This is a genomic window from Salarchaeum sp. JOR-1, from assembly GCF_007833275.1.
Classification (GTDB): domain Archaea; phylum Halobacteriota; class Halobacteria; order Halobacteriales; family Halobacteriaceae; genus Salarchaeum.
The window spans coordinates 20,896-46,071 of sequence record NZ_CP042240.1 but is presented as its reverse complement, the minus strand read 5'-3'; the positions used below and the strand labels follow the sequence as shown (position 1 = coordinate 46,071).

Below are 25,176 nucleotides of genomic sequence, written 5' to 3'. Positions count from 1 at the left end.
TGTCTTCGCTAGCCAGCAGTATTGTGGGATTAGGACAAGAATTAATGGGCGGTAGTCCATAGACACTGGTGATGACAACCGATACTGCAAACGACGCGCACAGCACTTCCGCGAACGAACCGACCCACGTCGACAGTGCCGGCGAACTCGACGCGCTCGTCAGCCGAGACGACGTCGTCCTGACGGACTTCTACGCGGACTGGTGTGGCCCCTGCCAGATGCTCGAACCGATCGTCGAGACCATCGCCGCCGACACCGCCGCGACGGTCGCGAAGGTCGACGTCGACGCGAACCAACAGCTCGCCGCCCAGTACGGCGTCCGCGGCGTCCCCACGCTCGTCCTGTTCGCCGACGGCGAACAGGTCGAGGAGATCGTCGGCCTCCAGGGCGAAGAGCAGCTTCGAACGCTCGTCGACTCCTACACGAACTAAATGAGTACGGACGCACACGACCTCGTCATCGCCGGCTCGGGAATCGCCGGCCTCTCCGCGGCGGTCTACGCGGCCCGCGCCGACCTCGACCCGCTGGTGTTGGAGGGCGACGAACCCGGCGGCCAGCTCACGCTCACCACCGACGTCGAGAACTACCTCGGATTCCCCGACGGCGTCGGCGGCATGGATCTCGTCCAGCGCGGCAAGGAGCAGGCCGAGAAGTTCGGCGCTCAGTTCCAGCACGGCCGCATCGACGACGCCTCCCTCGATGACCAGCCGTTCGAGCTGTCGCTGTCGACCGGCGACACCATTCGAACCCGCGCCCTCGTCGTCGCGACCGGCGCGAGCGCGCGCTGGGTCGGCGCAGAGAACGAGGACGAACTCATGGGGTACGGGCTCTCGACGTGTGCGACCTGCGACGGCGCGTTCCACCGCGGCGACGACGTCCTCGTCATCGGCGGCGGCGACAGCGCGATGGAGGAGGCGCTCTTCCTCGCGAAGTTCGCGGACTCCGTGACGGTCGTTCACCGCCGCGAGGAACTGCGCGCGTCCGAGATCATGGCCGATCGGGCCCGCGACCACGACGACGTCGAGTTCCGCTGGAACACGGAACTCGAAGCCATTCACGGCTCTCAGGAGGACGGCGTCACCGGCGCGACCCTGATCTCTCACCCCGACGGCTATCCCCGGGAGAAGGCCGAGTCCGGCCGCGATGTCGACCGGGAGACCGTCGACGTCGGCGGCGTGTTCTACGCCGTCGGCCACACGCCCAACACGCGGTTCCTCGACGAGACCGGAGTCGAGCGAGACGAAAGCGGCTACGTATTCACGCAGACGGACGACGCCGGCCGGCCGACGGCCCGGACGACGGTCGACGGCGTGTTCGCCGCTGGCGACGTCGCCGACCCCCGATACCGGCAGGCGATCACGTCCGCCGGCACCGGGAGCATGGCCGCGCTCGACGCCGAGGAGTTCCTCGAAACCCGACGCGAGGCGGACGAACCGACACCCACGCCGACCACCTGATCGCGCCTCGACCAGAACCCGACGCGGTCTGCGAGTGCGCCGGACTGGGCGACACAGCGAAGTGAGTCACATCCGAAGGACGTACTATGCCCGATGACTCCCGCCGCGGGTTCCTTGCCGGCCTCACCGGCGTCACGCTTTCTGCACTCGCTGGCTGTGCCCGTTTCGCGCCCGGCGAGCGAGACTCCCTCCCCAGAGACATCGACCCACCCGCGTACACCCCGCCGGAACCAGCCCCGCTCCCTACGCCAGACCGCACGCGAACGCTCGACGCGCGAACCGTCACAGCCTCCCCGGAGCCGTCTGCGGTAGAACACGTCTGGGGGTACGACGACCACTACGTCGGCCCGGAACTCCGTGCGCAAGAGGGAGAAGTCGTCGAAGTCACCCTGGAAAACCGGCTTCCGGCGGGGACGACCACTCACTGGCACGGTCTTCCCCTGCAAAACGCCTACGACGGTGTTCCCCACGTCACCCAGCAGCCGGTTCCGACGGGCGAATCGTTCACGTATCGGTTCCGTGCAGAACCCGCGGGGACGTACTTCTACCACAGTCACGCCGGCCTCCAGCTCGACCGCGCGCTCCTCGGCCCCCTCGTCGTCGAAGAACCGGAGCCCCACGTGGAGTACGACCGCGACTTCGTCGTCGTTTTCGACGATTACCTCGACCGTCCCCCTGAACCGGTCTCCGACACGGGCGGCGGTGGAATGGGCGGGATGATGGGGGGCGACGAGCGACCGCCATATCGCGGCCTCCTCGCGAACGGCCGGTTGCCGTCCGATCCGTCCACCCTCGACGTTCGGGAGGGCGAACGCGTCCGGTTCCGGTTCGTGAACGCGGCGAGTGCAACCGAGTTCCGGACGCGCCTCGCCGGACACCACTTCTCCATCTCACACAAAGACGGTCGACCCGTCGAACCCGTCGCAGCCGACGAGTTCGTGTTCGGACCGGGCGAACGCTACGACGCGGTCGTCGAGTGTGTCAATCCGGGTGCGTGGCAACTGCGAGCGGCACCAGTCACCGGAGATGAGACGCCCGCCCGTATCGCTGTCCGGTACGACGATGAGGGCGAGACCGCGCAGGAGCCACGCTGGGGGTCTGGACGACGTCTGCAGTACGGAGCCCTCTCCAGCATCGAATCCCGTCCGTCGGGATCGCCGGATCGAATCTACGACCTCACACTCTCACGACTACGTAATTCGTATACGTGGCTGATCGATGGGCAGGCGTATCCGAACGCGGAACCGCTCGCGGTTCGTGAGGGAGAGCACGTCCGCGTTCGCATGACCAACCGGAGTCCAGTCACGCACCCCATGCACCTCCACGGGCACTTCTTCCGCGTCGGGGACGCGCTCATGGATACCGTGCGCGTCCCCGGTCACATGGGACAGGTGACGTTCGATTTCACTGCGGACAACCCCGGGAACTGGCTGTTCCACTGCCACAACCTCTACCATCTCGAATCCGGGATGGCCCGCGTTCTCCGCTACACGTAGCACCACGCCGCTCTCGTATCGCGAGGGGAGCACGCCCGCCGTTTCCCCGGCGTCACGGAGAACGCCCCGCAGGGCGCGGAGACTGACACCACGGACGCAGCCAGCGCCCGCCCGTCCCAATACTTACGCCGGCGGAGCCCGAACTCCGGAGTTGGTGAACACGTCATGGGGAACTCTCAGCCACCGGATGGGACGCTCCGTCTCGTCGTGATCGCGCTCGCAGTGCTCGTCGGAACACCGCTCGTCGTCATGGCGGTCATGATACCCTTCATGGGCGCCTACGGGGGGATGATGGGTGGCTACGGCGGCTACGGGGGGATGATGGGTGGCTACTCGCCAATCTGGGGAATCGGCCTGTCCCTCGGGTTGCTGCTCGTTCTCGCCGTCATCGGCTACGCCGCGTACCGGGTGCTCTCCGGGTCGCGAGCGGAGTCGTCCACCGACCCTGCACAGGAAGAACTCAGAATCGCGTACGCCCGGGGCGAACTCAGCGACGAGGAGTACGAGACCCGAGCCAAGAGACTTCGCGACAACGAGCGGGACGGCCGAGAATGACCGTTTCGCGCGAACCCGACCGGGTCAGGCGTGGAAGGAGCCGAGGCAGTTGTACAGCTGTCGCTCGTAGATGTCCGGCTGTTTGTCGATGCCGAGATGGGAGCCGATTTTGGCGTCGCTCCAGTGGGCGTTCTCGCTGCCCTGGAGCAGCCAGTTCAGGAGTCGCGGGTCGACCTCGATGCGGACGTAGCCGTCGTACTGGTCGAGGTCGGGCGACCGCACCAGTCCGAACCCCTCGCCGTCGAACGTGAGTTCCACGTACTCGTCGTCGAGCAGACTGACCAGGACGGTCGTGTCGGTCTCGAACCCCACCTGCTGGCGGTTCTCCTCGAACTTCGCGTAGGCCGCCGGGCGGCGGTCGTAGAGCTCTTCGGCCGCCGGCATCGGTGCGTTCTCGTACCCCCTAGAACGCGCACCCCCGCTTCTAACAAAGGCCGTGTAGTGCTAACCGACGCCTGTGTTCTCGACACTCGCAACACCGACCGGAGACGCTGCCATCACCACGCACGCCGACCCGATCGTCCCCGAACCGCCGGTCTCGACGGCTCCGTCGGTCAGTTAGAACGTGATGATCTCGTAGTCGTCGTCGACCAGCGAGCGGATGCTCGGGTGGCCGTCGTGGTCGTCGAGCGTGACGATGCCGGCGTCGTCAACGGCCTCTTCGACGCCGAACGCGCCCGAACAGTAGTCACAGGCCGACGCGTCGTCGCACACCGCCTGATAGAGCTCGTGGTAGTCGCTGTCCTCGTCTTCGAGTTCGGGAATCCACTGCGTCCCGGCGCCGTCGAAGATGAGTTCGACCTCGTCGCCCTCGGTGTCGGCGAACTCTTTCGCCGCCTCGAGACCGTTCACCAGTCGACCGAGATTCGCGTGTCCCTCTGTGCCAGCCAGAATCACGACAGCGGCTTTCGTCATGCAACCGCGGATAGGAGGGGCGACCGGATACGCCGTCGGCAACCCAGCGGTAATCCGGTTACGCCGGTGTCACCGCCCCGATCAGTGGTGGTGGGAGTGCCGGCCGCCACTGCCGCGGCTGAACTGTCCCGAGAACGCTCGCTGAACCACCTCGGGGAGCGCCGGGTGGATGTGGATCGACTCCCGGATGTCTTGGACGGTTCCGCTCCCGGACTTCATCGCCACGACGACCTCCTGGATCAGCGTCGAGGCGTCGGGGCCGACGATGTGGCAGCCGAGAATCTCTCCCTCGAGGTCGATGAGCACCTTCACGAATCCCTCGGCGTTCATCGCGTCACCGCGGGCGGTGTCCTCGTAGCGGTAGGTGTTCGTCGCGTACTCCCGATCCGCAGCCTGGAGTTCGTCTTCGGTCGTCCCGACGCCGGCGACCTCGGGAGAGGCGAAGACGGCGAACGGCATGGCGCTGTAGTCGACGGGTTCCGGCTCGCTCCCGAAGATGTTACGTGCGACCGCGCGGGCCTCGTGGTTCGCGCTGTGTTTCAACAAGTACTCGCCGACGATATCGCCGAGCGCCCAGATGCCGTCGACGTCAGTCTGCAAGTAGTCGTCGGTCTCGACGAAGCCACGGCCGTCCGTCTCGACACCGGTCGCATCGAGATTCAGCGTATCCGTGTTCGGCGTTCGGCCCGCTGCGACCAGCAGTTCGTCGCCGGTCACAGTGAGGGGGTCAGCGTCCTCGACGATACCGCCGTCCTCGCCGTACTCGTACTCGCGTGCCTCGACGGTTATCTCGCCGTCCGCTTGGGAGACCGCCGTGGCCGCGTGGCCGGTGTGGACAGTGAACCGGTCGGCGTACTGCTCGGTGAACGCCTCGGCGACCTCCGGGTCGGCGTCCGGCAGGAGGGTCGGCCGTCGACCGATGATGGTAACGTCGGTGCCGAACGTGCCGAAGAACTGGCCGAGTTCGGCGGCGATGTAGCCGCCGCCGACGATGACGAGGTGAGTCGGGCGCTCCTCTAGCTCGAGCGCTTCGGTGCTCGTCATGTAGTCCACGTCCTCGATGCCGTCGATCGGCGGGATGGCCGGGCGAGTCCCGGCCGCGATGAGGATCGTGTCGGCGGTCAGGCGGGCGCCGTCGTCCTCGCCACCGGAGATTCCGATGGTTTTCTCGTCGACGAACCGTCCCTCACCCTCGAACAGCTCGTGCTGGTCGGAAGAGCGCAGGCCGCGGCGGATGGACTCGGCGTCTTCTCCGACCGCCTCGTTCACGTTCCGGACGATCTGCCCGAAGTCGACGCCGTTGACCTCCGCGTCGATGTGGAACTCGTCGGCGTGCTGGATGGTCTCCAGTACGTCTGCGTGATAGAGGAGGTGTTTCGACGGGATGCAGCCGCGGTTCAAGCAGGTGCCCCCGAGCGGGCCCGTTTCGACGACGGCGACGGACTGACCCCGATTTGCTGCGACGTTCGCTACGTCCAACCCGGATCCAGAGCCGATGACCAGAAAATCAAACTGTTCCATGAGAGGGCGTTAGACCGCCGGGGTTAAGAAGTCCGGAGCTACCGGAGGAACCCGCGGCTCCGAATCGCGAGTGCACCGACGTCGTCGACCGCCGACAGTCACGTGCGGAGGGGGCGCTTCAGGCGGTGCCGGTGTACGACGGTGAGGAGCACCGCGACCGTACAGACGGACGGCTATCGAAGCGCGACACGACACCGAGCGGCTCGCGGAACGCCGTGCGGGCAAGAAGCGCCGGACACGTGCGCGCCCGGAACGGGGGGAGTGGGTGTCAGTCGGCCGTCGAGCCGGTCGACGGGTCCTCGGCAGCCCGGAGTTCGCGGACGCTGGTGAGCACGACGGTGGCGCTCACTAGCAAGGCCGAGCCCAGGATGAGCACGATACTCACGGTTTCCAGCGCGTCGATCCCCAGCGGGTCGCTGAGGTTCTTGCTGGCGACGGCCAGACTGCCGGCCAGCAGCATCGCGGCGAAGTAGCCCTTGATGTCGTCTTCGTCGGCGAGACCCGTCGCCGCAGCGCCGATGCGGGCGCCGAGAGCGCTTCCGCCGAGCAGTGCGGCGACGACCGGGATGTTGACATAGCCCGACTGGGCGTAGGTGAACGCGCCGAACGCGCCGGAGAGGGTGATCTGGAGGATGTCCGTCCCGACCGCGACGGCGGCGGGCACGCCGAAGCCGTACATCATCGCGGGCATCAGGAGGAACCCGCCACCGACGCCCAGGATGCCCGAGAGGATGCCGATGCCGAAGCCGACGGCCAGGATGATCCACAGCGAGACGGTTGAACCGCCGTTGAGGGAGACGAGCGGCGGTATCCGGATGTCCTGCAGGCGCGAGGCGACCCCGTCCTCGTCGTCAGTGGACTCGCTGCGAGCGTCACGGAGCGTGATGAGTCCGACCAGCGCCAGCAGGCCGATGTAGGCGACGCTGATGAACAGGTCGAGCGCACCGAGCGCACTGAGGAACTCGATGACGTACTTCCCGACTTCGATACCGCTCGTCATGCCGACGACCATCAGCGCCGCTAGTTTGTAGTCGACCTGCCCGAGGCCGCGGTGGCGGAGCGCCCCGATGACGGAGGTGCCGAAGACGAAGGCCAGGCCGCTCCCGACCGCGACCTCCGACCGGAAGCCCATGACCAGGAGCGCCGGGGTGACGAGGAACGAGCCGCCCATGCCGAAGAACCCGAACAGGATGCCGATGAGCAGGCCGAAGCCGGTGAACGTCCCCAGCATGAGGGCGCTCATTCCGAGTATGTCCATCGCTACTCACCCCGCACCAGGTCGATCACGTGCGTTCCGAGTACTCGTTGGAGGACGCCGTACCCGACGTAGAGCGCGATCGCTTCGAGTAACACCAGGCCCACGAGGGCGGCGGCGTGTGCGTTTCCGGAGAGGGATTCGATTCCAAACATGACTAGTGGAACGTAGCTTTGTATCAGTCGTCGGCGACGGCGCTCTCGGACGTGGCGGCACACCGGTTCGGGCCGAGTTCCAGTTCCGTCGCCTCGTCCTCGTCGTCCGGCTGGTACTCGCCCGCGTTGGTCGCGATAACCTGCTCGTAGTTCGGCGGCTTCGACGGGAGATTATCGAACATGTGCTCGACGAACTCGTCTTCGTCCAATCGGAGGATCTCGTTGTTCTCCCACAGATAGCCGACAGTCGAGAACATCGGCTGCCCCGGCGTCACGTCGATGTACCGCCCGTCGTCAGTGACCGAAAAGTGCCCCGGAAGCACCTTCACGTCGTTAGGCTCGGTCATGATGACCTTGTGCAGCGTCTCGTACTGGACGCGCGCACCGTCCCGGGCGTCCTGATCCGCGAACTGCAGTTCCGTGCGACCGATGGACTCAACGAAGAGGGTGTCGCCGGTGAGCAGCGCCTCGTCCTCCACGAGATACGAGGTCATGCCCGTGGTGTGCCCCGGCGTGTGCACTGCCTTGATCTCTACGTCCCCGAGTTCCACCACGTCGTTGGGCTCGATGGGGTCGAACTCGAAGGCGGGCTCGCGCGTCTCCGCGGGCTTCCCGAGGTGGTAGGGAACCCCGAGTCGGTCAGCGAGCTCTCGCCCCTTCGAGATGTGGTCGGCGTGGATGTGCGTGTCGAGGACGCGCGTGACTTTCAGTCCGTAGTCGCTGGCGGCGTCGAGGAACGCGTCGGTCGCGCGGGTCACGTCGACGAGCGCGGCCTCACCAGCACGTTTCGAGCCGACGACGTATCCCAGACAGCCCTTCGAGCGGCGCTGGAGTTGCAGGACGACGAGGTCGTCGTTCTGGGTGGCGATCGGAACGGTGTCGTACACCATGCTCCAGGCTTCCATGCCGCCGTCGACGGTCTTGACGTCGTGAGCGTGCCCCTCGCGTTCGAGGAACTCGGCGAAGCTGCTTGCGGAGTTTCCGGTCGCACAGATGGTGACGACTGTGTCGCCCGCGTCGAGTTCGTCGGGGTCGAACGTGCCGAGCAGTTCGTCGTCGGTGCTCGAGAACTCGACGTTTTCGGCGCCGGCGATGTGCCAGTCTTCGAAGCTGTCCGGTGATCGGGTGTCGTAGAGGACGATGTCCTCGTCCGCGTCGATCATATCTCGTAGTTCGTCTGCCGTGATTGTCTCGACCATCGTCACTGTATTGTACTGATGGCCCACGTAAAACGGTTCGAGCAGCGAAAAAAATTAGCGGGAGAATCCGGGAGACGGACCTAAGACCCCGAAGTAAACGAAATAACTTCCGGTAGTTGAGTCGGGTGTCACGGTATGAGCGGCTCCATCCGGTCGGCCGAACGTGACACTGACGCCGAGGGGACCAATAGCGTCTTTACGCCTACGGCGCTAGAGAGACTTGCAAGACCAATGCAACGCTCAGACGTCGAGGAGGCCCTGGTAGACCTCCCGCCGAGTTCGAAGTTTATCTACAAGACGCTGTCGCGGGAAGGGTCGATGACGCTGAAACAGATCACCGAAGAGACGCTGCTTGGCTCGCGGACGGCCCGGTACGGCCTCACGAAACTCGAAGACGAAGGACTGGTCGAAACCGCGCCGGCCCTCCACGACGGGCGCCAGACCTGTTACAGCATCAGTTACCGGTCGGTCGGACACGACCGTACCGGCTATCCCGAACAGGTTCTCGTACGGCCGGACAGCACCCACGAGCGACTCGACGAGTTCAAGCGAGACGATCCGAGCTTCCGCCTCGTCGAGGTTTCCACCGAGTACGACGAGGGGCACATTCCGGGCGCGGTCGAACTCGACCCGCGAGCGGACTTCTCCGACGCCGGCACGCGGACGATCCCGGACGCCGATCGGCTCGAAACGCTGCTGGGCGAGCGAGGCATCACCCCCAAGAGCACGGTCGTTCTCTACAGCGACGAGTTCAACGAGTTCGCCGCGTTCGTCTACTGGACGCTGAAGTACTACCGGCACCGGGACGTCCGTCTGCTCAACGGCGGGAAGCAGTACTGGACGGAGAACGGCTTCCCGACGACCGGAGCGACCCCGTCGGTGACACCCGTCGAGTACGACACTCAGCCGCCGAACGAACACGTCCGGGCGTACCGTCAGGACGTGCAGGACGCCCTCTCGGAGGACGTCGCGATAATCGACGTCCGGGCACCCGAGGAGTACTGCGGCGACGTCGAGGCTCCCGCTCGCGCGAGCGGTCACATCCCGCGGACACTGAACATCGAGTGGGAGAGCGTCGTTCGGGAGTGCGGCCGGTTCGAACAGCCGCGTGCGCTGGAACGGCCGTTTGCGGAGGGGGACATCGACGAGGACGACGACATTATTGTGTACTGTAACGTTGGCGAGCGTTCGGCGCTGGTGTGGTTCGCGCTCTCGGAACTGCTCGGGTATCCGAACGTGAAGAACTACGACGGCTCGTGGACCGAGTGGGGCAACCTCGTCAACGTTCCCGTCGAGACCTGTGACGGCGAGGGCGAGGGCGAGTGACCGGCCCATGGACCGGCCAGCTGTCGACCGGGGCGGGACGGCGGTCTTGACGGACGGTACGTGGCCCGGCGTTCTCGTCGCGCCCACGCGCTCGCGCTTTCCACCGCTGCCGTCGCCTGTCTGCGCTAACGGGGTTATCACCAGCGCGCCGGTGGGACGCCGCCAGATATATCGGAAATTATGTTCTCCTCTTACTGATATCAGTTTTAGACCGAGAAAATATAGTTCGTAGAACACGAACTTAGTATGGCGGCGGCCTATCGACTGACAGGATGTCACAGCCAGAGACGGCCACGGACGACGCACGATCCGAGACGCCGGGCATCGGCGATCAGTTCCCGGAGATGACCGTCGAGACGAGCATGGGCGAGCGGACGCTACCCGACGACTACGAGGGGCAGTGGCTCGTCCTGTTCAGCCACCCGGGCGACTTCACGCCCGTCTGTACCTCGGAGTTCGTCGCCTTCGAACAGCGCCGCGAAGCGTTCGAAGACCGCCAGACGGAGCTGCTCGGGCTCTCCATCGACCGTGTCCACTCACACATCAAGTGGACGGAGTGGATTCAGGAGAACCTCGACGTCACCATCCAGTTCCCGATCATCGCCGACGACCAGGGGACGGTCGCCGAACGGCTCGGGATGCTCCACCCCGGAGCAGGAACCGCGACCGTTCGCACCGTCTTCATCGTCGATCCGGAGGGGACGGTCAGACTGCGCCTGACGTACCCGATGGAGATCGGCCGCAACATCGACGAGATCCTCCGGTCGCTGCGTGCGCTGCAGAAGAGCGACGCCGACGGCGTCGCGACCCCGGCCGACTGGCCGGAAAACGAGACGTTCGGCGACCGCGTTCTCCTGTCGCCGCCCGGAACCGAAGCGGACGCACGGGCCCGGAAAGAGGAGGCTGCCGACCGCGAGGACGCCGAGTACCACGACTGGTGGTTCGTGACGCGCGAGCGGTAACGCGCCAGCGGCCCGCGTCGGAACCCGAGCGCTCGCCCGCCGCCGAACGAGTGCCGAACCCACGACTCTCACCCCCCCACATGATCGATCCAGTTATCGCTAGCAGACTCCAATTTGCGTTGACGACGATCGTTCACATCATCTTCCCGGTGATGAGCATGGGACTGGCCCCGTTTCTCATCTATTTCACCTGGAAGGAGATACGGACGCAGGAACAGGTATACGAACAGCTCCGGGTCTTCTGGACGAAGATCTTCGCCATCTCCTTCGTCGTCGGCACCGTGACGGGGATCGTACTGGAGTTCGAGTTCGGGACGAACTTCGCGGCGTTCGCGACGGCGGCGGGCGAGTTGTTCGGCGGCCCACTTGCCATCGAGGGGATGATGGCGTTCATGCTCGAGGCGACGTTCCTGGGCATCTTCGTGTTCGGTCGGGACGAGGTTGGCGACCGACTGTACATGCTGTCGTCCATCTTCGTCGGCCTCGGAACGTGGCTGTCGGCGGTCTGGATTCTGATCGCCAACTCCTGGATGCAGACGCCCCGGGGGTTCGAGGTCGCACGAGAGAGCGGCCAGCCGGTCATATCGCTCGTCGATCCGATCGCAGCCTACGCCAACCCCCGGTTCCCGTGGATGTATATCCACATGCAGAACGCGGCCGTGCTGTCGGTCGCGCTCTTCATCACCGGCGTGGCGGCCTACTACGTCTGGACGAACCGCGATACACGGTTCTGGCGTAAGACGATGAAAGTGGGTCTGGCAGTGCTGCTCGTCACGGCTCCCTTCCAGGCGATCCACGGCGACGCCTACGGCCGCCACGTCGCCGAAACCCAGCCCAAGAAGTTCGCCGCCATGGAGGCACAGTACGACACCGAGTCCTCGGTCGGACTGAAATTGCTGGCGTTTCCGACGAGTCTAGAGGACGTTATCGACCCCCACGCCGAGAATCTGTTCGTCGTCGAGCTCCCCTTCGTCGCGTCGATACTGGCGAGCGGCGGCGATCCGGGCGCACAGATCACGGGACTCGACGACATTCCTGGCGAGAGCCCGCCGGTCGCCATCGTGTTCTGGGCGTTCCGGGCGATGGTCGGCCTTGGGATGTGGTTCATCCTGCTGGCGTTCTGGGGCGGATACCGCTGGCTCCGGGGCGAACTGTTCGAGGACGACCTGCTCGCGAAGGCGCTGGTCGGCTCGTCGGTACTGGGGATCGTCACCGTCGAGCTGGGGTGGATCGTCACGGAGGTCGGTCGACAGCCGTGGGTCATCCAGGGCGTCATGAAGACCCACGCCGGCGTCTCGGCGGGACTGACCGGCGCTGAGGCCCTCGCCACGCTCGCCGGCTTCGTCGGCGTCTACACCGCCTTACTCGTCCTCTACTGGTACGTCGTCGTCAGGCTCATTCGGGAGGAGGCCCCGACGCGACCACCGGCTCTCGAACGCGACACGCCCGGTCGTGAGGAGGTCGTTCCGAACGATGACTGATCCGATCGTCGCGACGACCCTCGGTCTCGGCGACGGCCCGCTCTTTGGCCTCCCGCTGGCCCGGCTCTGGTTCGCGCTCGTCTTCGCCGTCTTCGGAACCTTCCTGTTTCTGGACGGGTTCGACTTCGGCGTGGGCGCGCTGTTCGCAACGCGGGACGACGCCCACGAGCGCGAGCAGTTGCTGGCCGCCATCGGGCCGTTCTGGGACGGCAACGAGGTGTGGCTCGTCGTCTTCGGGGGGATGCTGTTCGCGGTCTTCCCCGAGGTGTACGCGGCCCTGTTCAGCCGCCACTACCTGCTGATGTTCGCCATCCTCGCGGCGCTCATCCTGCGGGGTCTCGCGCCGGAGATGTACGAACAGCGCCACGACGACGCCTGGCAGCGCCGCTGGGGACAGGCCTTCGTCGTCGGGAGCATCACTGCTCCGTTCTTCCTGGGCGTGTTCGCCGGGAACTGGCTGTTCGGCGTCACGGGCGTCGCGTCGCCCGCCAGCGTGCTCGTCGGCCTCGCCGTCGTCGCACTAACCGTCGTCGACGGTGCCGCCTACCTCGGGCTGAAAACGCGCGGCGACGTTCGGCTCGAGACCCGGGCGCTTGGCCACCTGGCACAGGTCGCCTACCTGATCCTGGCGGTCGCCGCGCTGGTCGCGGGCAGTCGCTCGGCGTCTCACGTCACGCTCCTCTCGCTGCCGACTCTGGGGCTGGTCGGGCTGACGGTTCTCCTGGCCGGCGTCCACGTCCTCGCCGGCCGGGCCGACCAGTACTACCTCGCGTTCGCGGCGGTCGCAGCCCAGGTGTACGGCCTCGTGGCGCTCGTCGCGATACTGCTGTACCCACAGATCGACCCCGCGACCGGTCTCACGGTCACGGCGGCGGTCGTGTCGACGCTCCCGCTGAACCTCTCGACGATCGGCGCGGGCGTGCTCTTACCGCTCGTCGTGTCCTACTTCGTCGTGCTGTACTCGGCGTTCAGCGGTCCGGTCGAGGAGCAGGACGCCTACGCGTAGGTCGGCCTACGCGTCGTGCCACTTCCGGTAGAAGCCGAGACTGAAAAGCAACAAGACCAGGCCGATCCCTAGATCGCGGAGGAACTGGCCCAGGTCGCCGGTTCGCAGTAGCTGGAGCAAGCCGACCCCGATCAGAAAGGCGATGACGACGCCCGAGAGAACCAGCATCCATGTCGCCACGTCGGCAGACGCGTTCTCAGGCACGAACAGACACCTCCGGGCCGCGGCGGCGAGCGGTACCGTCGCTCCCGAGTCCCCACGGGGAGCAGCGTGCCGTCGGCGTATCGTCTCGCTCGAACATAGGTATCCAACGGGACGGGCGCTGAGAACCGTGTCGGTCAGTGCGTCGCCGCGTCGGGCGAGAGGCCGATGCCGGTCAGCAACAGACCGGAAGCGACGAGCAGCCCCAGTCCGAGCGCCGTGACGACGTCGCCGAGGCTGAGCATCCAGACCGCCGCGGTCAGGCTCACGAGGACGAGTAGCGCCCCAGCCACGAACAGGGGTGTGTCGATCCGGTCGAGCGTGGCTGTCGGTTTCATGCGGTGGCTCACAAGCGACCGTACGCGTCGTCGATCCAAAAGGGGCCGCCAGCGTGCGATTATTGACCGTTGTCGCCGCCCCTTCGAAGATAGCGGAAATAATTTCGAGGGCGGGGCGTTCCGGCGGCGTGGTAGGAAGGGCGTCGTCCAACCGATCCGGTCACCCGGGCCGTTACTCCGAGGCGTGCCGTAGTAACGGCCGGGACAACGTGCCGACCGACAGTCCCAGTCGCTCCGAGACCAATCGGCGAGTACACCCAATACCCCGGGTGGGGGCGGGCTGGTCGCGGCTCTCCCAGTGGCTGTCCGGGCGAGAGGGGACACGAGTCCGCCGCGCATGGAGTGAGGGCTGCGTCCGCCTGACCGAGACCCAGGAGCGTGGTATTTCCCGGACCGGCCCGTACGTGCTAGTGATTCAGATGAACCGCAAACTCCTCGGACTCACGCTCGCCGCCGGCGTGGCGACCTTCCTCATCGTCGGGGTTGTTGTCACCGAGCTGCTGCAGTCGCGCATCGAGTTCTCGCTGCTAGTCGGCCTCCCCGTCGGCGTGGTCGCTGGCGCTACCGCGGCCGGCCTTGTCGCCTGGGGCACCAACAGGGGAGCGCCCGCAGGGCGTCGCCGGCTGGCCACCGCGTTCGGAACGTTTGGGGCGGGCTTCCTCGTCGTGGTCGTCGCCGGCAGCCTCCTCCACATCGGGACGGGTACCAGCATCGTCATCGGTGTCGGCGTCGGAAGTGCTGTCGCCGTTGCCTCCTACCTCCGGGCCACCGGAGAGACGCTCGACCAGACGACCAGGTGATGGTCGAACGAAGGATCCGCGGAGACCGCTCCCCGGCATTCGTCTGGCGGATAGTAACCAGGGTAATCCGTCGAATTCGGGGCTCTGGCGCCGTGTCGCTCCGTGGTTCTCGCACGCGACACGCGTCAAGCACTCCGCGGTAGCGGGCGCACGATCCGTACACGTTGTGAGTATCAGACGTGCTCGTGAACGAATCCGCGTCCGTACTGTTTCAGTGCGCGCACCAGTGGCCGTCCGGAGACACGCCGGAGAATCGACGTATCCGGTGGCGAGCTTCCCGCGAGGGATGTCCCCCAGCCAGTCTCGGCTTGCAGCCGTTCTCGCTCCCGCGCTGCAGCGGCACGAACCTGTTCGACGTCCATCGATCTCACCTGGTTGTCCTCCATGAGAATCGTCCCGTCCACAATCACCGTCTCGATGTCGCCAGCCGTCACCGAGTTCGTCAGCACTGACGGGAGATTGCTGAATGGCTGGAGGCGAGGCGTATCGATATCAATGATCACTAGATCTGCTCGCTTTCCGGGTTCGAGACTCCCGATTCGGTCGTCCAGACCGAGTGCCTGCGCGGCGTCGATCGTGAGCATCTTGATGAGGTCGTACGACGACCACTGCTGCGCGCCATATTCGAAATTCGAGAGGAGTCGCGCGTGCTTCGCCTCTTGAAGGAGATCCCAGGAATCGAACCAGAACGGGTCGTCAAGCCCGATGGCGATGTTCGCACCGAACTCGGTGAGTGCTGGCAGCGGGAACCACGTTCGCTCCCCGGCCTGAAAGTAGCTGTAGACTGTCGGGCAGTGGAGGACGTGCGCGCCAGCCGCAGCGATGCGACGCGCGTCGTCCCGATCAGCGTGCAGCAGATGCGTCAATAGCGTCCGCTCATCGAGAAGGTCGTACTGTTCGAGTAAGTCAAGCGGGTCGTCTGCACCGCTGCCAGCCGCCATCGTATCTGCCGCGTCAGAGTCGTACAGATGGGTGTGCAGCCGTAATTCGGGATATTCGTCTCGAAGGTCTGCCACGCCGTCCCAGAGTGCTCGTGTACACCCAGCCTCACCACCTGGTGCGATACTCGCCCTGACACGCCCCTCGTAGGTGTCGTGGTGCGTTTCGATGAATTCTCGGGCCTCAGCGAGTTGCTCGTCCGGTGTGTCAGGCTTGAGAAAGTCCGCGAGTTCTGGGCCGATCACTCCCCGCAGTCCGGCGTCTCCGATCGCTTCCGCCCCGAGTGCGGGAGTGAAATCCATCGCGTTGACGGTCGTCACGCCGTGTGTGAGCTGACGGAGACAGGCGAGTTGCCATGCAGCCTCGAAAAACCCGTCCCCCAGCGTCGGTTCAGCGCTGTGATATAATGCGAGCGCTTCTTTCAGCAGCTCCTCGCCTTCGAGTTCGCTGAACAGCCCCTGAACGAGCGTGAAGTCCGTGTGCCGGTGGGCATCGATGAGGCCAGGGAGCACGACCTTCCCGCCAGCATCAATGACGCGATCTGCTGATCGGTCTCGATCAGCAGGTGCGGTCGGGTCAACAGCTTGGATCGTTCCGTCTGCGATGCGAATGGATCCGTTCTTCAAGATTTGATGGTCTTGGTTTACCGTGAGGACGATCGCATCGTGAATCAGGATGTCCGCCATTACCTATTGAATATTCTACGGGTTAGAACAAGTTTGGGGTGGGTGAAGTGAAACCAGCTCGATAGATACTCAGCGGGAGTTCCGGGATGGGTGCGCGTCGTCGGTTCGGAGACGTGTGCCTCTCGGGCGCGTACTGGCTGATCGGCCGGCGCCCGAACGGTGCGGACAAGATTTTTACGAGGAGTCGAACAAGTCGGTCGTATGGATCACGAGACGTTCCTCTCCATCCACCGATACGGGGCTGGCGTCTCGGTGCTGGCCGGTCTGCTTGCCCTCCTCGCGGTGGTGGTCGATGGGCCGCTCGCATTCCTGGGGCCGCCGCTCGCCTTCGTGGCTCCGCTCGGCATTCTCTACTTCGTCGGTGGGATCCTCGAAGCGTCCGGTCGCCACCGGATCGTGGGCGAGGAACTGCTCCGGGGCATCGTCTGGTACGGTGGGAGTCTGTTCGCGTGGGCGGTGATCCTCAGCGAGGCGCCGGCGTTGCCGACGGCCCTCTGGGCATTCCCCGGGCTCCCCGTCGTCACGACCGCGGGTCTCGTTGGCGTCCTGGTAGGGATTCGATCGTGGACCGGTCTCGATCTCCAGGCGCAGACACCCGGCGGGTCGCTCTTACAGCTCGTCGGCGGGAGCGTCCTCGGCGGCTTCCTCGTGCTGTACGCGATCCTCGCCCAGGGTCGATCGATACTCCTGCTCGCGCTCTACGCGGGAAGCCTCGTCGTCGGATGGTACCTCTGGCAGCGTCACTGGAACTCGAACGGGGAGTGGCCGTCCTAGCGACCAGCACGAGACGCGGGATCGGGACAGCAGCCGGTCTCGCTCGCCTCGTCGAGGAGTGCTCGCTCGTCACGCAGTCAAACCGCGTGCGGGAGAACCGCGTCGCCCAGGACGGGCGATAAGACGGCGCTAGTCGTGAGCACGGTACAGCGTCCGAGCGCCCCGGTGAGCGCTGCGACTGCAATCTCTCTACAGGCGGAGCAGGCCGAGTGCCTCGGGGCTTGACCCCGAGGCGGTTCACGCGGGCTGCCGATGTGGTGCGTACGACCGGTTTGCTGACTCCGGCACCGACAGAGCGGCGGAGAGCGGCGATCCAGAGCCACACCATCGCATAGACGAGCTCAGCAATGCGGCCTGTTCACAGGGCGTGGGAGACGGGAACGCCACCGCTGGCAATCGGGGCCACGGCGCTCCGTTGACCTCCGCTTCCCACCGGAGGCGGTCGGGGCCGCGTCAGTCCTCGTGGGGAACCGAGAGGACGGTCGCCGTCCCCTCGATAACGGTCTTCGAGTCGTCGTCCGGCCCGGATCGAACGGTGGTTTCGACGCGCACGCGATCGTTCCCGAGATCCTCGACGACGGCGGCGCGCGCCCGGAGCGTCGTCGGCGGCCGTACCGGTGCGACGAATTCGAGATCCTGGTCGAGATACACGATATCCCCGGGAAGTGTGGCGAGCGCGGCGCTGACGACGCCAGCGCCGAGCATGCCGTGCGCGACCACGCCACCGAACGGGCCGTCCGCGGCGTACGACTCGTCGAGATGCAGGGGGTTGTCGTCGCCCGTCACCTCGGCGAACGCGTCGATCGTCTCCCGCGTCACCGATCGATCCTCGGTCGCTGTCTCACCGACGGCTGCGACTGCCATACGCTACCTACGAACGCGGGCCGCGTAGTCCTCGTGGTTAACATGTGAATCTGGTATTTGATTGCGGCGTCGGACGTCAGTCACTGGTATGCCGACCGCGTACAACGACGATGTCGCGCTGGCGTACGACCGCCGCGGCCCGCCGGAGGCGGAGACCGTCGTCTTCGTCGAGGGACTGGGCTACGGGCGCTGGATGTGGCGGTGGCAGCGGGACACGCTCGCGGAGGAGTACGACACGATCGTCTTCGACAACCGCGGCACGGGTGCGTCGGACTGTCCGCCCGGCCCGTACGGCATCGAGGCGATGGCGGGCGACCTCGACGCCGTCCTCGCGGACGCCGGCGTGTCGTCCGCGCACGTCGTCGGCGCGAGCATGGGCGGGATGATCGCGCAACGGTACGCGCTCGACTACGACCGCGCCGACTCGCTGGTTCTCCTCTGCACGTCCCCGGGCGGCGAGGACGCGGTTCCCGTCCCGGAGGAAACGCAGGCATACATGTTTGACGCGCCCGCCGACGCGGACGAACGCGAGAAGCTCCGGTACAAGATGACGCCGGCCGTCTCCGAGGGGTTCTTCGAGGAGAACGCGAACCTCGTCGAGGAGATCGTGGACTGGCGGCTCGACGGCGATGCGAGCGAGGCGGGGCGGAACGCGCAGGCGGCCGCCGTCACCGCCTTCGACGCGAGCGACGACCTCGACGCGCTCACCCTCCCGGTGTTGGTCGTGCACGGCACCGCGGACGCCGTACTCCCCGTGGAGAACGCCCACGCCCTCCACGACCGCCTCCCGAACAGCACGCTCGAGTTGGTCGACGGCGGCCCCCACCTCGTCTTCATCGAGCACGCGGACGACGTCACCGGACGCATCCGGAGGTTCCTCGATGAGCAGTGAGGGCGGCGGCCGCGTCCACGAACACGGAGCCCGGCCCTACGAGTGGGTGGGCGCGTGGAGCGAGCGGCGGGCGATGCTGTCGCCCGACCGGACGGCCGTGCTCGACGCGACGACGAACCGCACGTACACGTACGCCGACCTCGACGCGCGCGCGAATCGAACTGCGCGACTGCTCGCGGACTACGACGTCACCGGCGGCGAGCGGGTCGCCGTCGTCTCCCGGAACCGGCCCGAGCTGTTCGATCTGTTCTTCGCGTGCGGGAAGACCGGCGGCGTGCTCGCGCCGCTCTCCCACCGGCTCGCGGCGCGCGAGCTCGGCGAACTCCTCGCCGACGCCGACCCGGCGATGCTCGTCGTGGAAGCGCCGTTCGCGGATCTCGTCGCGGACGCGCTCGAGCACAGCGGTATCGACCCGACAGTGCGCTCGCTCCCGGCGGCGGACGCGGACTCGGCGGCGTGGCCGGAGCTCAGCGACGGGCGTCCCGCGGACGACTCGCGGTTCCGGGTTGGGGAGCGGTCGCTCGACGACCCCTGTCTGTTTCTCCACACTGGCGGATCGACGGGCGTGCCGAAGGAGACCGTGCTGACTCACGGGAGCGTGCTCTGGAACTCGATCAACACGATTACGGCGTGGGGATTGCGTGCGGACGACGTCACGCCGATGGTGTTCCCGCTGTTCCACACGGGCGGGTGGAACGTCCTCACGCTCCCGCTCTTCCACATGGGGGGGACGGTCGCGATCGCGCGGACGTTCGATGCGGGCGAGGTGCTAGGGCTCGTCGAGTCGCAGTCGGCGTCGGTGCTCGTCGCGGTGCCCGCCGTTCTCCGGATGATGACGGAGCACGAGGAGTGGGCGTCGACCGACCTCTCGTCGTTGCGGTTCGCGAAGTCAGGCGGCGGGCCGTGTCGGGACGCTGTGCTCGACCGCTGGTGGGAGCGCGACGTCCCGCTCTCCCAGGGCTACGGGCTGACGGAGTGCGGCCCGAACAACTTCACGATGCCGGACGGGTGGCCGCGGGAGAAGGCGGGGAGCGTCGGCGTCCCGGCGATGCACGTGGACGCGCGCGTCGTCGACGACGACGGCTGCGAGGTCGGTGTCGGCGAGGTGGGCGAGCTCGAGCTCGCGTCACCGCACGCGGGGGACGGGTATTGGAACGCGCCCGCGGAGTCACGCGAGGCGTTCGGTCGGACGACCGAGTCGGACGCGGGCGGCTGGGTGTCGACGGGCGACCTCGCGCGGGTCGACGCGGACGGCTACTACTACATCGAGGGGCGGAAGAAGAACATGTTCGTCTCGGGCGGGGAGAACGTGTATCCGGCTGCGGTCGAGAACGCCGTCGCCGACCATCCGAAGGTCGAGGAGGTCGTCGTGATCGGGGTCTCGGACGCGGAGTGGGGCGAAGTGGGGAAGGCGGTCGTCCGCGGGGATCGGTCGCTCACGCTCGACGCGCTCGAGGAGTTCCTTGAGGGGCGGCTCGCGCGGTTCAAGCGGCCGCGCCGGCTCGCGTTCGTCGAGGAGATGCCGATGTCGGGGCCGTCGAAGATCGATCGGGAGGCGATACGGGATCGGTTCGGCGACTGACCGCGCCACACCGGCTCATATAAGGAATAGGAGGAATACTTATGACACTCCGTTGGTATTAGTGGGCAAGGGGCAGGGATATTCATGATAGACGTCGCGCTGAACATGCGTCAGTACGACTGTCCGTTCATCGACACGACCGACGACCACGGGATCGCGTTCGCCGCGTCCCACTGGGAGTTCAATCCGCACGCCGAACACCTGGAGACGCGCATGGTCGTCGAGGGAGACGACCGGGGCGAACTCGACTCCGGACTCAGCGCGCTCCGCGACCACCAACACATGCAGTCGTTCGACCTGCTCGCGAAACGCGACGGCGCCGCCCAGATCCGGACCGTCATCGAGAAGACGGACGCGATGGACACCATTCGCCGCAACGACGGCTACATCACCGGCCCCTTCCACATCCGGGACGGCCGGGAGACATGGCGGGTCGGCTTCGACAGCACGAGCGTGGCGGACGACACGCTCGCCGCGCTCGAACGCGACAACGAGTTCCGCGTGGAATCCCGCGAGGACACCTCGCTCTTCGAGATGACGGACATCATGCAAAACGCCGGCGCCGCGATGACGCTCGTCAACGGCTGCCGCGACCTCTCTGAGACCGAACGCCGCACGCTCGAATCCGCCGTCCAGGGCGGGTACTTCGAGAGCCCGCGCTCGGCGACGCTCGGCGACCTCGCCGACGAATTCGACGTCTCCAAGCCGGCCGCGTCGAAGAACCTCCGCCGGGCGGAACGGAAGATGGTCGAACGCGTCGTCACGGCGCTCGACGACCTCGAATAAGCGCGCTCGACGGCCGCAAACCGCTGTTTACATATTAACCCGCCAGTTGTTGCCGGAGGAGTAAGAAACATACATGTGTCATGGCCGAAACAGTGTCACGACGCGCGCTGCTCCGGGCGGCCGGCGCGGCGGGCATCGCGGGGATTGCAGGGTGTAGTGGCGGTTCAAACACGACCACGACGACCGATGGCGGGACGACCGGCGACACCACCAGTGGCGGGACGATGACGGGCGGGTCGAAACTGAAGATCGGCGTCCTCCAGCCCGTCTCGGGAAGCCTGAAATACTACGGTCAACAGGCTCTCTGGGGGTTCTACTCCGGGCTCGCCTACAAGGGCGACACGAGCCCGATTCCGAACGCCGCCACCGGCACATACACCACGACGGTTGGTGACGTCGACTACGAGCTGGTCGTCCGCGACACGAAGTTCAGCGCGGACACCGCCCAGTCGAAAGCGATCGACCTCGTGCAGAACGAGAACGTCGACATGCTGTTCGGCCTCACCTCCTCAGGGGCCGCTACCCGCGTCATCAACACCGTCGTGAAGCCCACCGGAATCCCGCTAATGGCGGGGCCCGCGGCGTCAGCCGGTATCACGTCGAACGCCGAGACCTGCCACGAGAACGTTTTCCGGGCCTCCGAGAACACCGCGATGGACGCCCGCTCCGGCGGCCGATACGTCGCGGAGCAGTCCGACGTCTCGTCGGTCTACCTCTTCGGTGCGGACTACTCGTTCGGCCACGCGGTCGTCGAGAACTACCGCTCCGTCCTCGAAGACCACGGCATCGAGATCGTCGGCGAGAAGTACGTCCCCCAGGGGTACAGCCAGTGGGACGGCCTCCTCCAGAACGCCCAGGACGCGGGCGCGGAGGGAATCGTCGGCGGCTTCACAGTCTCGACGCTCCCCCAGATGTTCACCGCGTACCTCCAGGGAGACTACGACTACACTGTCTTCGGCGGATTCGCCACCCGGATCACGAACCAAGTGGTCGGTCAGACGCTCCAGAAAGTCCTCGGGAAACCGCTGACGCGGGAGGAACTCCAGAACACCGGGCTCGGGCCGTTCACCACGCGCTACCACTGGAACCAGTACGACAACGAGATCAACAACTCGTTCGTCGACACGTACACGTCGACGTACGGCGTCGTCCCCGACCTCTTCACGTCCGGCACGTTCACCGCCGCGTCCTCGATCGTGCAGGCCGTCGAAGCCGCCGGATCGACCAATGGCGAGGACGTCTCGAACGCGCTCCGCGGCATGACCGTCGCGGACACGCCGAAAGGAACGGACGCGTACACGTTCCAGACGTACAACAATCAGGCGCGATCCGCGATGACCGTCGCGGACGTGGTGCCGACGTCGGACGAGCAGTCGTCGAACTGGGGCGCGCCCGTCATGCCGAGCACGCCGGTCGCCACCGTCGGAAAGGACAAGACGACGATCCCCAAGGGCTCGCCCGACATGGGTTGCTCGCTGTAGATGCTTCGCGCGACCGACCTCACGAAACGCTTCGGCGGACTCGTCGCCGTCGACCACGTCGATTTCGAGCTCGGCGACGGCGAACTCTGCTCGCTCATCGGCCCGAACGGTGCCGGGAAGACGACGTTCTTCAACCTCCTCACCGGCGCGCTCGAGCCGTCGAACGGCCGGATCGAACTCCGCTCCGACGGAGAGTGGCGCGACCTCACGGGCGCGTCGCCCGCCGCGACGGCGCAGCACGGCCTGCACCGATCCTACCAGATCACGAACGTCTTCCCGGAACGGACGGTCTTGGAGAACGTCCGTGTCGCAGCGCAAGCCCACGGCCCGAACTCGTGGCGGGGCTGGCGGAACGCCGCCGGCTTCGACGAGCACGTCGCGGAAGCCCACCGCATCCTCGAACGCGTCAGCCTCGACAACCAGGCGCACGTCGTCGCGTCCGCGCTGAGTCACGGCGAGAAACGCCAGCTCGAGGTCGGAATCGCGCTCGCCGGCGACCCGGACGTCCTCCTGCTGGACGAGCCGAACGCGGGCGTCTCGAGCGAGAGCGTCGACCGCATCATCGACCTCATCGCGGACGTCGCGACCGACCACGCGGTCTTGCTCGTCGAACACAACATGGACATCGTCATGAACGTCTCGGATCGCATCGTCGTGCTCAATCAGGGCGCGGTCATCGCGGACGACGACCCCGAGAGCGTCCGCAACGACCCGGACGTCCAGCGGGCCTACCTCGGCGGCTACGAGAGCGACGACGGAGGGGTCGACGCGTGACGCTCCTCGAACTCGCGGACGTCCACACGTACTACGGGGACAGCCACATCCTCGAAGGCGTCACCCTGAACGTCGACGAGGGCGAGACTGTCGCGCTCATGGGGCGAAACGGCGTCGGGAAGACGACGACGATCCGGAGCATCCTCCAACTGACTGCGCCCCGGACGGGATCGATCACGTACCGGGGAGAGGAGCTCGTCGGCCGGGACACCTACGAGGTCGCGGACGCCGGCATCGGCTGGATTCCCGAGGACCGCCGCGTGTTCACGCAGCTATCCGTCGAGGAGAACGTCCGGATCGCCGTTCCGCCGGACGAGCGCGTCGACGACGCCCTCGAGTTGGCGTGGGCCGCGTTTCCCGATCTCGCCGACGTTCCCGACCGGGAGGCGGGGTCGCTCTCCGGCGGCCAGCAACAGATGCTCGCCATCGCGCGCGGCCTCGTCGGGAACAACGACATGCTGCTCGTCGACGAACCGAGCGAGGGACTCGCGCCGCTCATCGTCGAGACCGTGCGGGACGCGCTCGCCGAGGCCGGCCGGGATACCACGATGTTGCTCGTCGAACAGAACCTCCCGATGGCGCTCGACCTCGCCGATCGCTTCTACGTTCTCGACAACGGCCAAGTCGTCGACAGCGGCGACGCCGACGAGGTATCGACCGACTCCGAACGACTCACCCAGTACCTCTCAGCATGACGACAACGCTACTTCCGATGTTCGTGGACGCGTTCGGCCAGTTCCTCCGGCCCGAGACGCTCCTCAACGTGTTCATCGACGGGCTCTCGAAAGCCGCAATCTACGCGATGATCGCGCTCGGCCTCACACTTGTGTTCGCCCTCCTGGGCGTCCTGAACTTCGCTCACGGGTCGCTGACGATGATCGGTGCGTACCTCGGCGGCCTCCTCATGGTCGTATTCGTCGGGGGAACGACCGGCGGCCTTCAACGGCTGGTCGTGTTCTTCGTCGCGGTCGTCGTCGTGTTCGCGCTCGTCGCGTCCCTCGGCGGTCTCGTCGAAGTCGGCCTCATCCGCGAACTCTACGACCGCCCGCCGATCTACCAGATACTCCTCACGTTCGGACTGGCGCTCGTCCTCGACGAACTCGTCCGCATCGTCGTGACGTTCTACGGCCTCCAACCGGTCGCCGACTGGCAGGACGCCCTCGGCACGAAACCCGCGTTCATGGCGGACGCACTCTCGCTCGGCCCGATTGCGGTCTCCCCGCTCTCGCTCTTCCAGATCCTGATCGGCGCCATCACCGTCGCCGCAGTCTGGGTGTTCCTCACCCGAACTCGATACGGGATGATCGTTCGCGCGGGCAGCGAGGACGACGAGATGACCGCCGCACTCGGTATCGACGTCCACCGCGTATTCACGGTCGTGTTCGCAATCGGCTCCGGGATCGCCGGCGTCGCCGGCCTCCTCCTCGCGTGGGATCCCGTCTGGGGCGCGAGCCTCCCGCTCGCCCACGAGACGCTACTGCCGGCGTTCGTCGTCGTCATCGTCGGCGGCCTCGGCACGTTTCGCGGGACGGTCGTCGCCGCGGTTCTCGTCGGCATGGTCGACGCGACGATGACGTGGTGGTTCCAGAACGCGATCACGTTCACCGGTCTACCCGAGATGATGATCTTCCTCGTGCTCGTGGTGACGCTCATCGTCCGCCCGCAGGGGCTCTTCGGCGTCGCGGAGGTGGGAGACCATTAGCCCCAGCGACGACGACCCCGCGAACGACG

At 66.2% G+C, this 25,176-nt stretch carries 27 protein-coding genes; 17 read left to right on the top strand and 10 right to left on the bottom strand.

Features of this window, described 5'->3' with window-relative positions; translation table 11 throughout:
• Positions 1-71 precede the first annotated feature (71 nt).
• From trxA to FQU85_RS00230, 4 genes are all read left to right on the top strand, one after another.
• Positions 72-431 carry a thioredoxin gene (gene trxA, locus FQU85_RS00245; protein WP_145842845.1) on the top strand — a complete coding sequence of 120 codons (360 nt, stop codon included), beginning with the start codon at positions 72-74 and terminating at the stop codon, positions 429-431.
• The gene (locus FQU85_RS00240) at positions 432-1,457 is read left to right on the top strand and encodes an NAD(P)/FAD-dependent oxidoreductase (RefSeq protein ID WP_145842836.1); all 1,026 of its coding nucleotides are present in this window, start codon (positions 432-434) and stop codon (positions 1,455-1,457) included.
• 86 nt (positions 1,458-1,543) lie between these two features.
• A complete protein-coding gene (locus FQU85_RS00235; protein WP_145842829.1) occupies positions 1,544-2,953 on the top strand; it encodes a multicopper oxidase family protein in 1,410 nt (469 codons plus the stop codon).
• Positions 2,954-3,118: 165 nt separating this feature from the next.
• On the top strand, positions 3,119-3,508 hold the full coding sequence (locus tag FQU85_RS00230) for an SHOCT domain-containing protein (protein ID WP_145842821.1): 390 nt from the start codon (positions 3,119-3,121) through the stop codon (positions 3,506-3,508).
• 24 nt (positions 3,509-3,532) lie between these two features.
• Here the strand turns inward: FQU85_RS00230 and FQU85_RS00225 are convergent, their stop codons facing one another.
• From FQU85_RS00225 to FQU85_RS00205, 6 genes are all read right to left on the bottom strand, one after another.
• Positions 3,533-3,892 carry a hypothetical protein gene (locus FQU85_RS00225; protein ID WP_206022015.1) on the bottom strand — a complete coding sequence of 120 codons (360 nt, stop codon included), beginning with the start codon at positions 3,890-3,892 and terminating at the stop codon, positions 3,533-3,535.
• A 174-nt stretch (positions 3,893-4,066) separates the two neighbouring features.
• On the bottom strand, positions 4,067-4,423 hold the full coding sequence (locus FQU85_RS00220) for a DsrE family protein (RefSeq protein WP_145842813.1): 357 nt from the start codon (positions 4,421-4,423) through the stop codon (positions 4,067-4,069).
• An 81-nt stretch (positions 4,424-4,504) separates the two neighbouring features.
• Complete coding sequence (locus FQU85_RS00215; RefSeq protein ID WP_145842804.1) at positions 4,505-5,944, bottom strand: dihydrolipoyl dehydrogenase; 1,440 nt, start codon at positions 5,942-5,944, stop codon at positions 4,505-4,507.
• 268 nt (positions 5,945-6,212) lie between these two features.
• The gene (locus FQU85_RS00210) at positions 6,213-7,202 is read right to left on the bottom strand and encodes a sulfite exporter TauE/SafE family protein (protein WP_240792393.1); all 990 of its coding nucleotides are present in this window, start codon (positions 7,200-7,202) and stop codon (positions 6,213-6,215) included.
• A gap of 2 nt (positions 7,203-7,204) precedes the next feature.
• The gene (locus FQU85_RS13180) at positions 7,205-7,354 is read right to left on the bottom strand and encodes a hypothetical protein (RefSeq protein WP_168219898.1); all 150 of its coding nucleotides are present in this window, start codon (positions 7,352-7,354) and stop codon (positions 7,205-7,207) included.
• Positions 7,355-7,377: 23 nt separating this feature from the next.
• Entirely contained in the window at positions 7,378-8,553 is a 1,176-nt protein-coding gene (locus tag FQU85_RS00205; protein ID WP_145842794.1) for a rhodanese-like domain-containing protein, read from the bottom strand.
• A 135-nt stretch (positions 8,554-8,688) separates the two neighbouring features.
• Between FQU85_RS00205 and FQU85_RS00200 the strand changes: the two genes are divergently transcribed.
• The 4 genes from FQU85_RS00200 (at position 8,689) to cydB (ending at position 13,328) form a co-directional block, all read left to right on the top strand.
• The gene (locus FQU85_RS00200; RefSeq protein ID WP_370516749.1) at positions 8,689-9,879 is read left to right on the top strand and encodes a rhodanese-like domain-containing protein; all 1,191 of its coding nucleotides are present in this window, start codon (positions 8,689-8,691) and stop codon (positions 9,877-9,879) included.
• Between the two features lie 272 nt (positions 9,880-10,151).
• The gene (locus FQU85_RS00195; RefSeq protein ID WP_145842778.1) at positions 10,152-10,841 is read left to right on the top strand and encodes a peroxiredoxin; all 690 of its coding nucleotides are present in this window, start codon (positions 10,152-10,154) and stop codon (positions 10,839-10,841) included.
• Positions 10,842-10,921: 80 nt separating this feature from the next.
• Positions 10,922-12,322, top strand: coding sequence for a cytochrome ubiquinol oxidase subunit I (locus FQU85_RS00190; protein WP_145843652.1), 1,401 nt, complete (start codon positions 10,922-10,924; stop codon positions 12,320-12,322).
• The gene (gene cydB / locus FQU85_RS00185) at positions 12,315-13,328 is read left to right on the top strand and encodes a cytochrome d ubiquinol oxidase subunit II (protein WP_145842770.1); all 1,014 of its coding nucleotides are present in this window, start codon (positions 12,315-12,317) and stop codon (positions 13,326-13,328) included. The genes FQU85_RS00190 and cydB overlap by 8 nt, the downstream gene beginning before the upstream one ends.
• A gap of 6 nt (positions 13,329-13,334) precedes the next feature.
• Here cydB and FQU85_RS00180 read toward each other — a convergent pair whose 3' ends face one another.
• Positions 13,335-13,532 (bottom strand): hypothetical protein, encoded by a 198-nt coding sequence (locus tag FQU85_RS00180; RefSeq protein ID WP_145842762.1) that lies wholly within the window; start codon positions 13,530-13,532, stop codon positions 13,335-13,337.
• Positions 13,533-13,666: 134 nt separating this feature from the next.
• Positions 13,667-13,867, bottom strand: a complete 201-nt coding sequence (locus tag FQU85_RS00175; protein ID WP_145842751.1) for a hypothetical protein — start codon at positions 13,865-13,867, stop codon at positions 13,667-13,669.
• Positions 13,868-14,277: 410 nt separating this feature from the next.
• Here FQU85_RS00175 and FQU85_RS00170 point away from each other — a divergent pair, with 410 nt between their 5' ends.
• Positions 14,278-14,667: a hypothetical protein gene (locus FQU85_RS00170; protein ID WP_206022014.1), complete on the top strand. Its 390-nt coding sequence runs from the start codon at positions 14,278-14,280 to the stop codon at positions 14,665-14,667.
• 173 nt (positions 14,668-14,840) lie between these two features.
• On the opposite strand, the gene FQU85_RS00165 is transcribed toward FQU85_RS00170, so the two are convergent.
• Positions 14,841-16,292: an amidohydrolase family protein gene (locus tag FQU85_RS00165; protein WP_145842742.1), complete on the bottom strand. Its 1,452-nt coding sequence runs from the start codon at positions 16,290-16,292 to the stop codon at positions 14,841-14,843.
• Positions 16,293-16,493: 201 nt separating this feature from the next.
• Between FQU85_RS00165 and FQU85_RS00160 the strand changes: the two genes are divergently transcribed.
• Positions 16,494-17,066: a hypothetical protein gene (locus tag FQU85_RS00160; protein WP_145842732.1), complete on the top strand. Its 573-nt coding sequence runs from the start codon at positions 16,494-16,496 to the stop codon at positions 17,064-17,066.
• Positions 17,067-17,519: 453 nt separating this feature from the next.
• Here the strand turns inward: FQU85_RS00160 and FQU85_RS00155 are convergent, their stop codons facing one another.
• Entirely contained in the window at positions 17,520-17,930 is a 411-nt protein-coding gene (locus tag FQU85_RS00155) for a MaoC family dehydratase (RefSeq protein WP_145842722.1), read from the bottom strand.
• Positions 17,931-18,018: 88 nt separating this feature from the next.
• Here FQU85_RS00155 and FQU85_RS00150 point away from each other — a divergent pair, with 88 nt between their 5' ends.
• From FQU85_RS00150 to FQU85_RS00120, 7 genes are all read left to right on the top strand, one after another.
• Positions 18,019-18,822 (top strand): alpha/beta fold hydrolase, encoded by an 804-nt coding sequence (locus FQU85_RS00150; protein ID WP_145842713.1) that lies wholly within the window; start codon positions 18,019-18,021, stop codon positions 18,820-18,822.
• Positions 18,812-20,404, top strand: a complete 1,593-nt coding sequence (locus FQU85_RS00145; RefSeq protein WP_145842703.1) for an AMP-binding protein — start codon at positions 18,812-18,814, stop codon at positions 20,402-20,404. Before FQU85_RS00150 ends, FQU85_RS00145 begins: the two co-directional genes overlap by 11 nt.
• 84 nt (positions 20,405-20,488) lie before the next feature.
• The gene (locus tag FQU85_RS00140) at positions 20,489-21,190 is read left to right on the top strand and encodes a helix-turn-helix domain-containing protein (RefSeq protein ID WP_145842694.1); all 702 of its coding nucleotides are present in this window, start codon (positions 20,489-20,491) and stop codon (positions 21,188-21,190) included.
• Between the two features lie 80 nt (positions 21,191-21,270).
• Complete coding sequence (locus FQU85_RS00135; protein ID WP_145842686.1) at positions 21,271-22,671, top strand: ABC transporter substrate-binding protein; 1,401 nt, start codon at positions 21,271-21,273, stop codon at positions 22,669-22,671.
• Positions 22,672-23,445 carry an ABC transporter ATP-binding protein gene (locus FQU85_RS00130; protein WP_145842678.1) on the top strand — a complete coding sequence of 258 codons (774 nt, stop codon included), beginning with the start codon at positions 22,672-22,674 and terminating at the stop codon, positions 23,443-23,445.
• Positions 23,442-24,140 carry an ABC transporter ATP-binding protein gene (locus tag FQU85_RS00125; RefSeq protein ID WP_145842669.1) on the top strand — a complete coding sequence of 233 codons (699 nt, stop codon included), beginning with the start codon at positions 23,442-23,444 and terminating at the stop codon, positions 24,138-24,140. The genes FQU85_RS00130 and FQU85_RS00125 overlap by 4 nt, the downstream gene beginning before the upstream one ends.
• A 17-nt stretch (positions 24,141-24,157) precedes the next feature.
• Complete coding sequence (locus tag FQU85_RS00120; protein WP_240792397.1) at positions 24,158-25,147, top strand: branched-chain amino acid ABC transporter permease; 990 nt, start codon at positions 24,158-24,160, stop codon at positions 25,145-25,147.
• Positions 25,148-25,176 lie beyond the last annotated feature (29 nt).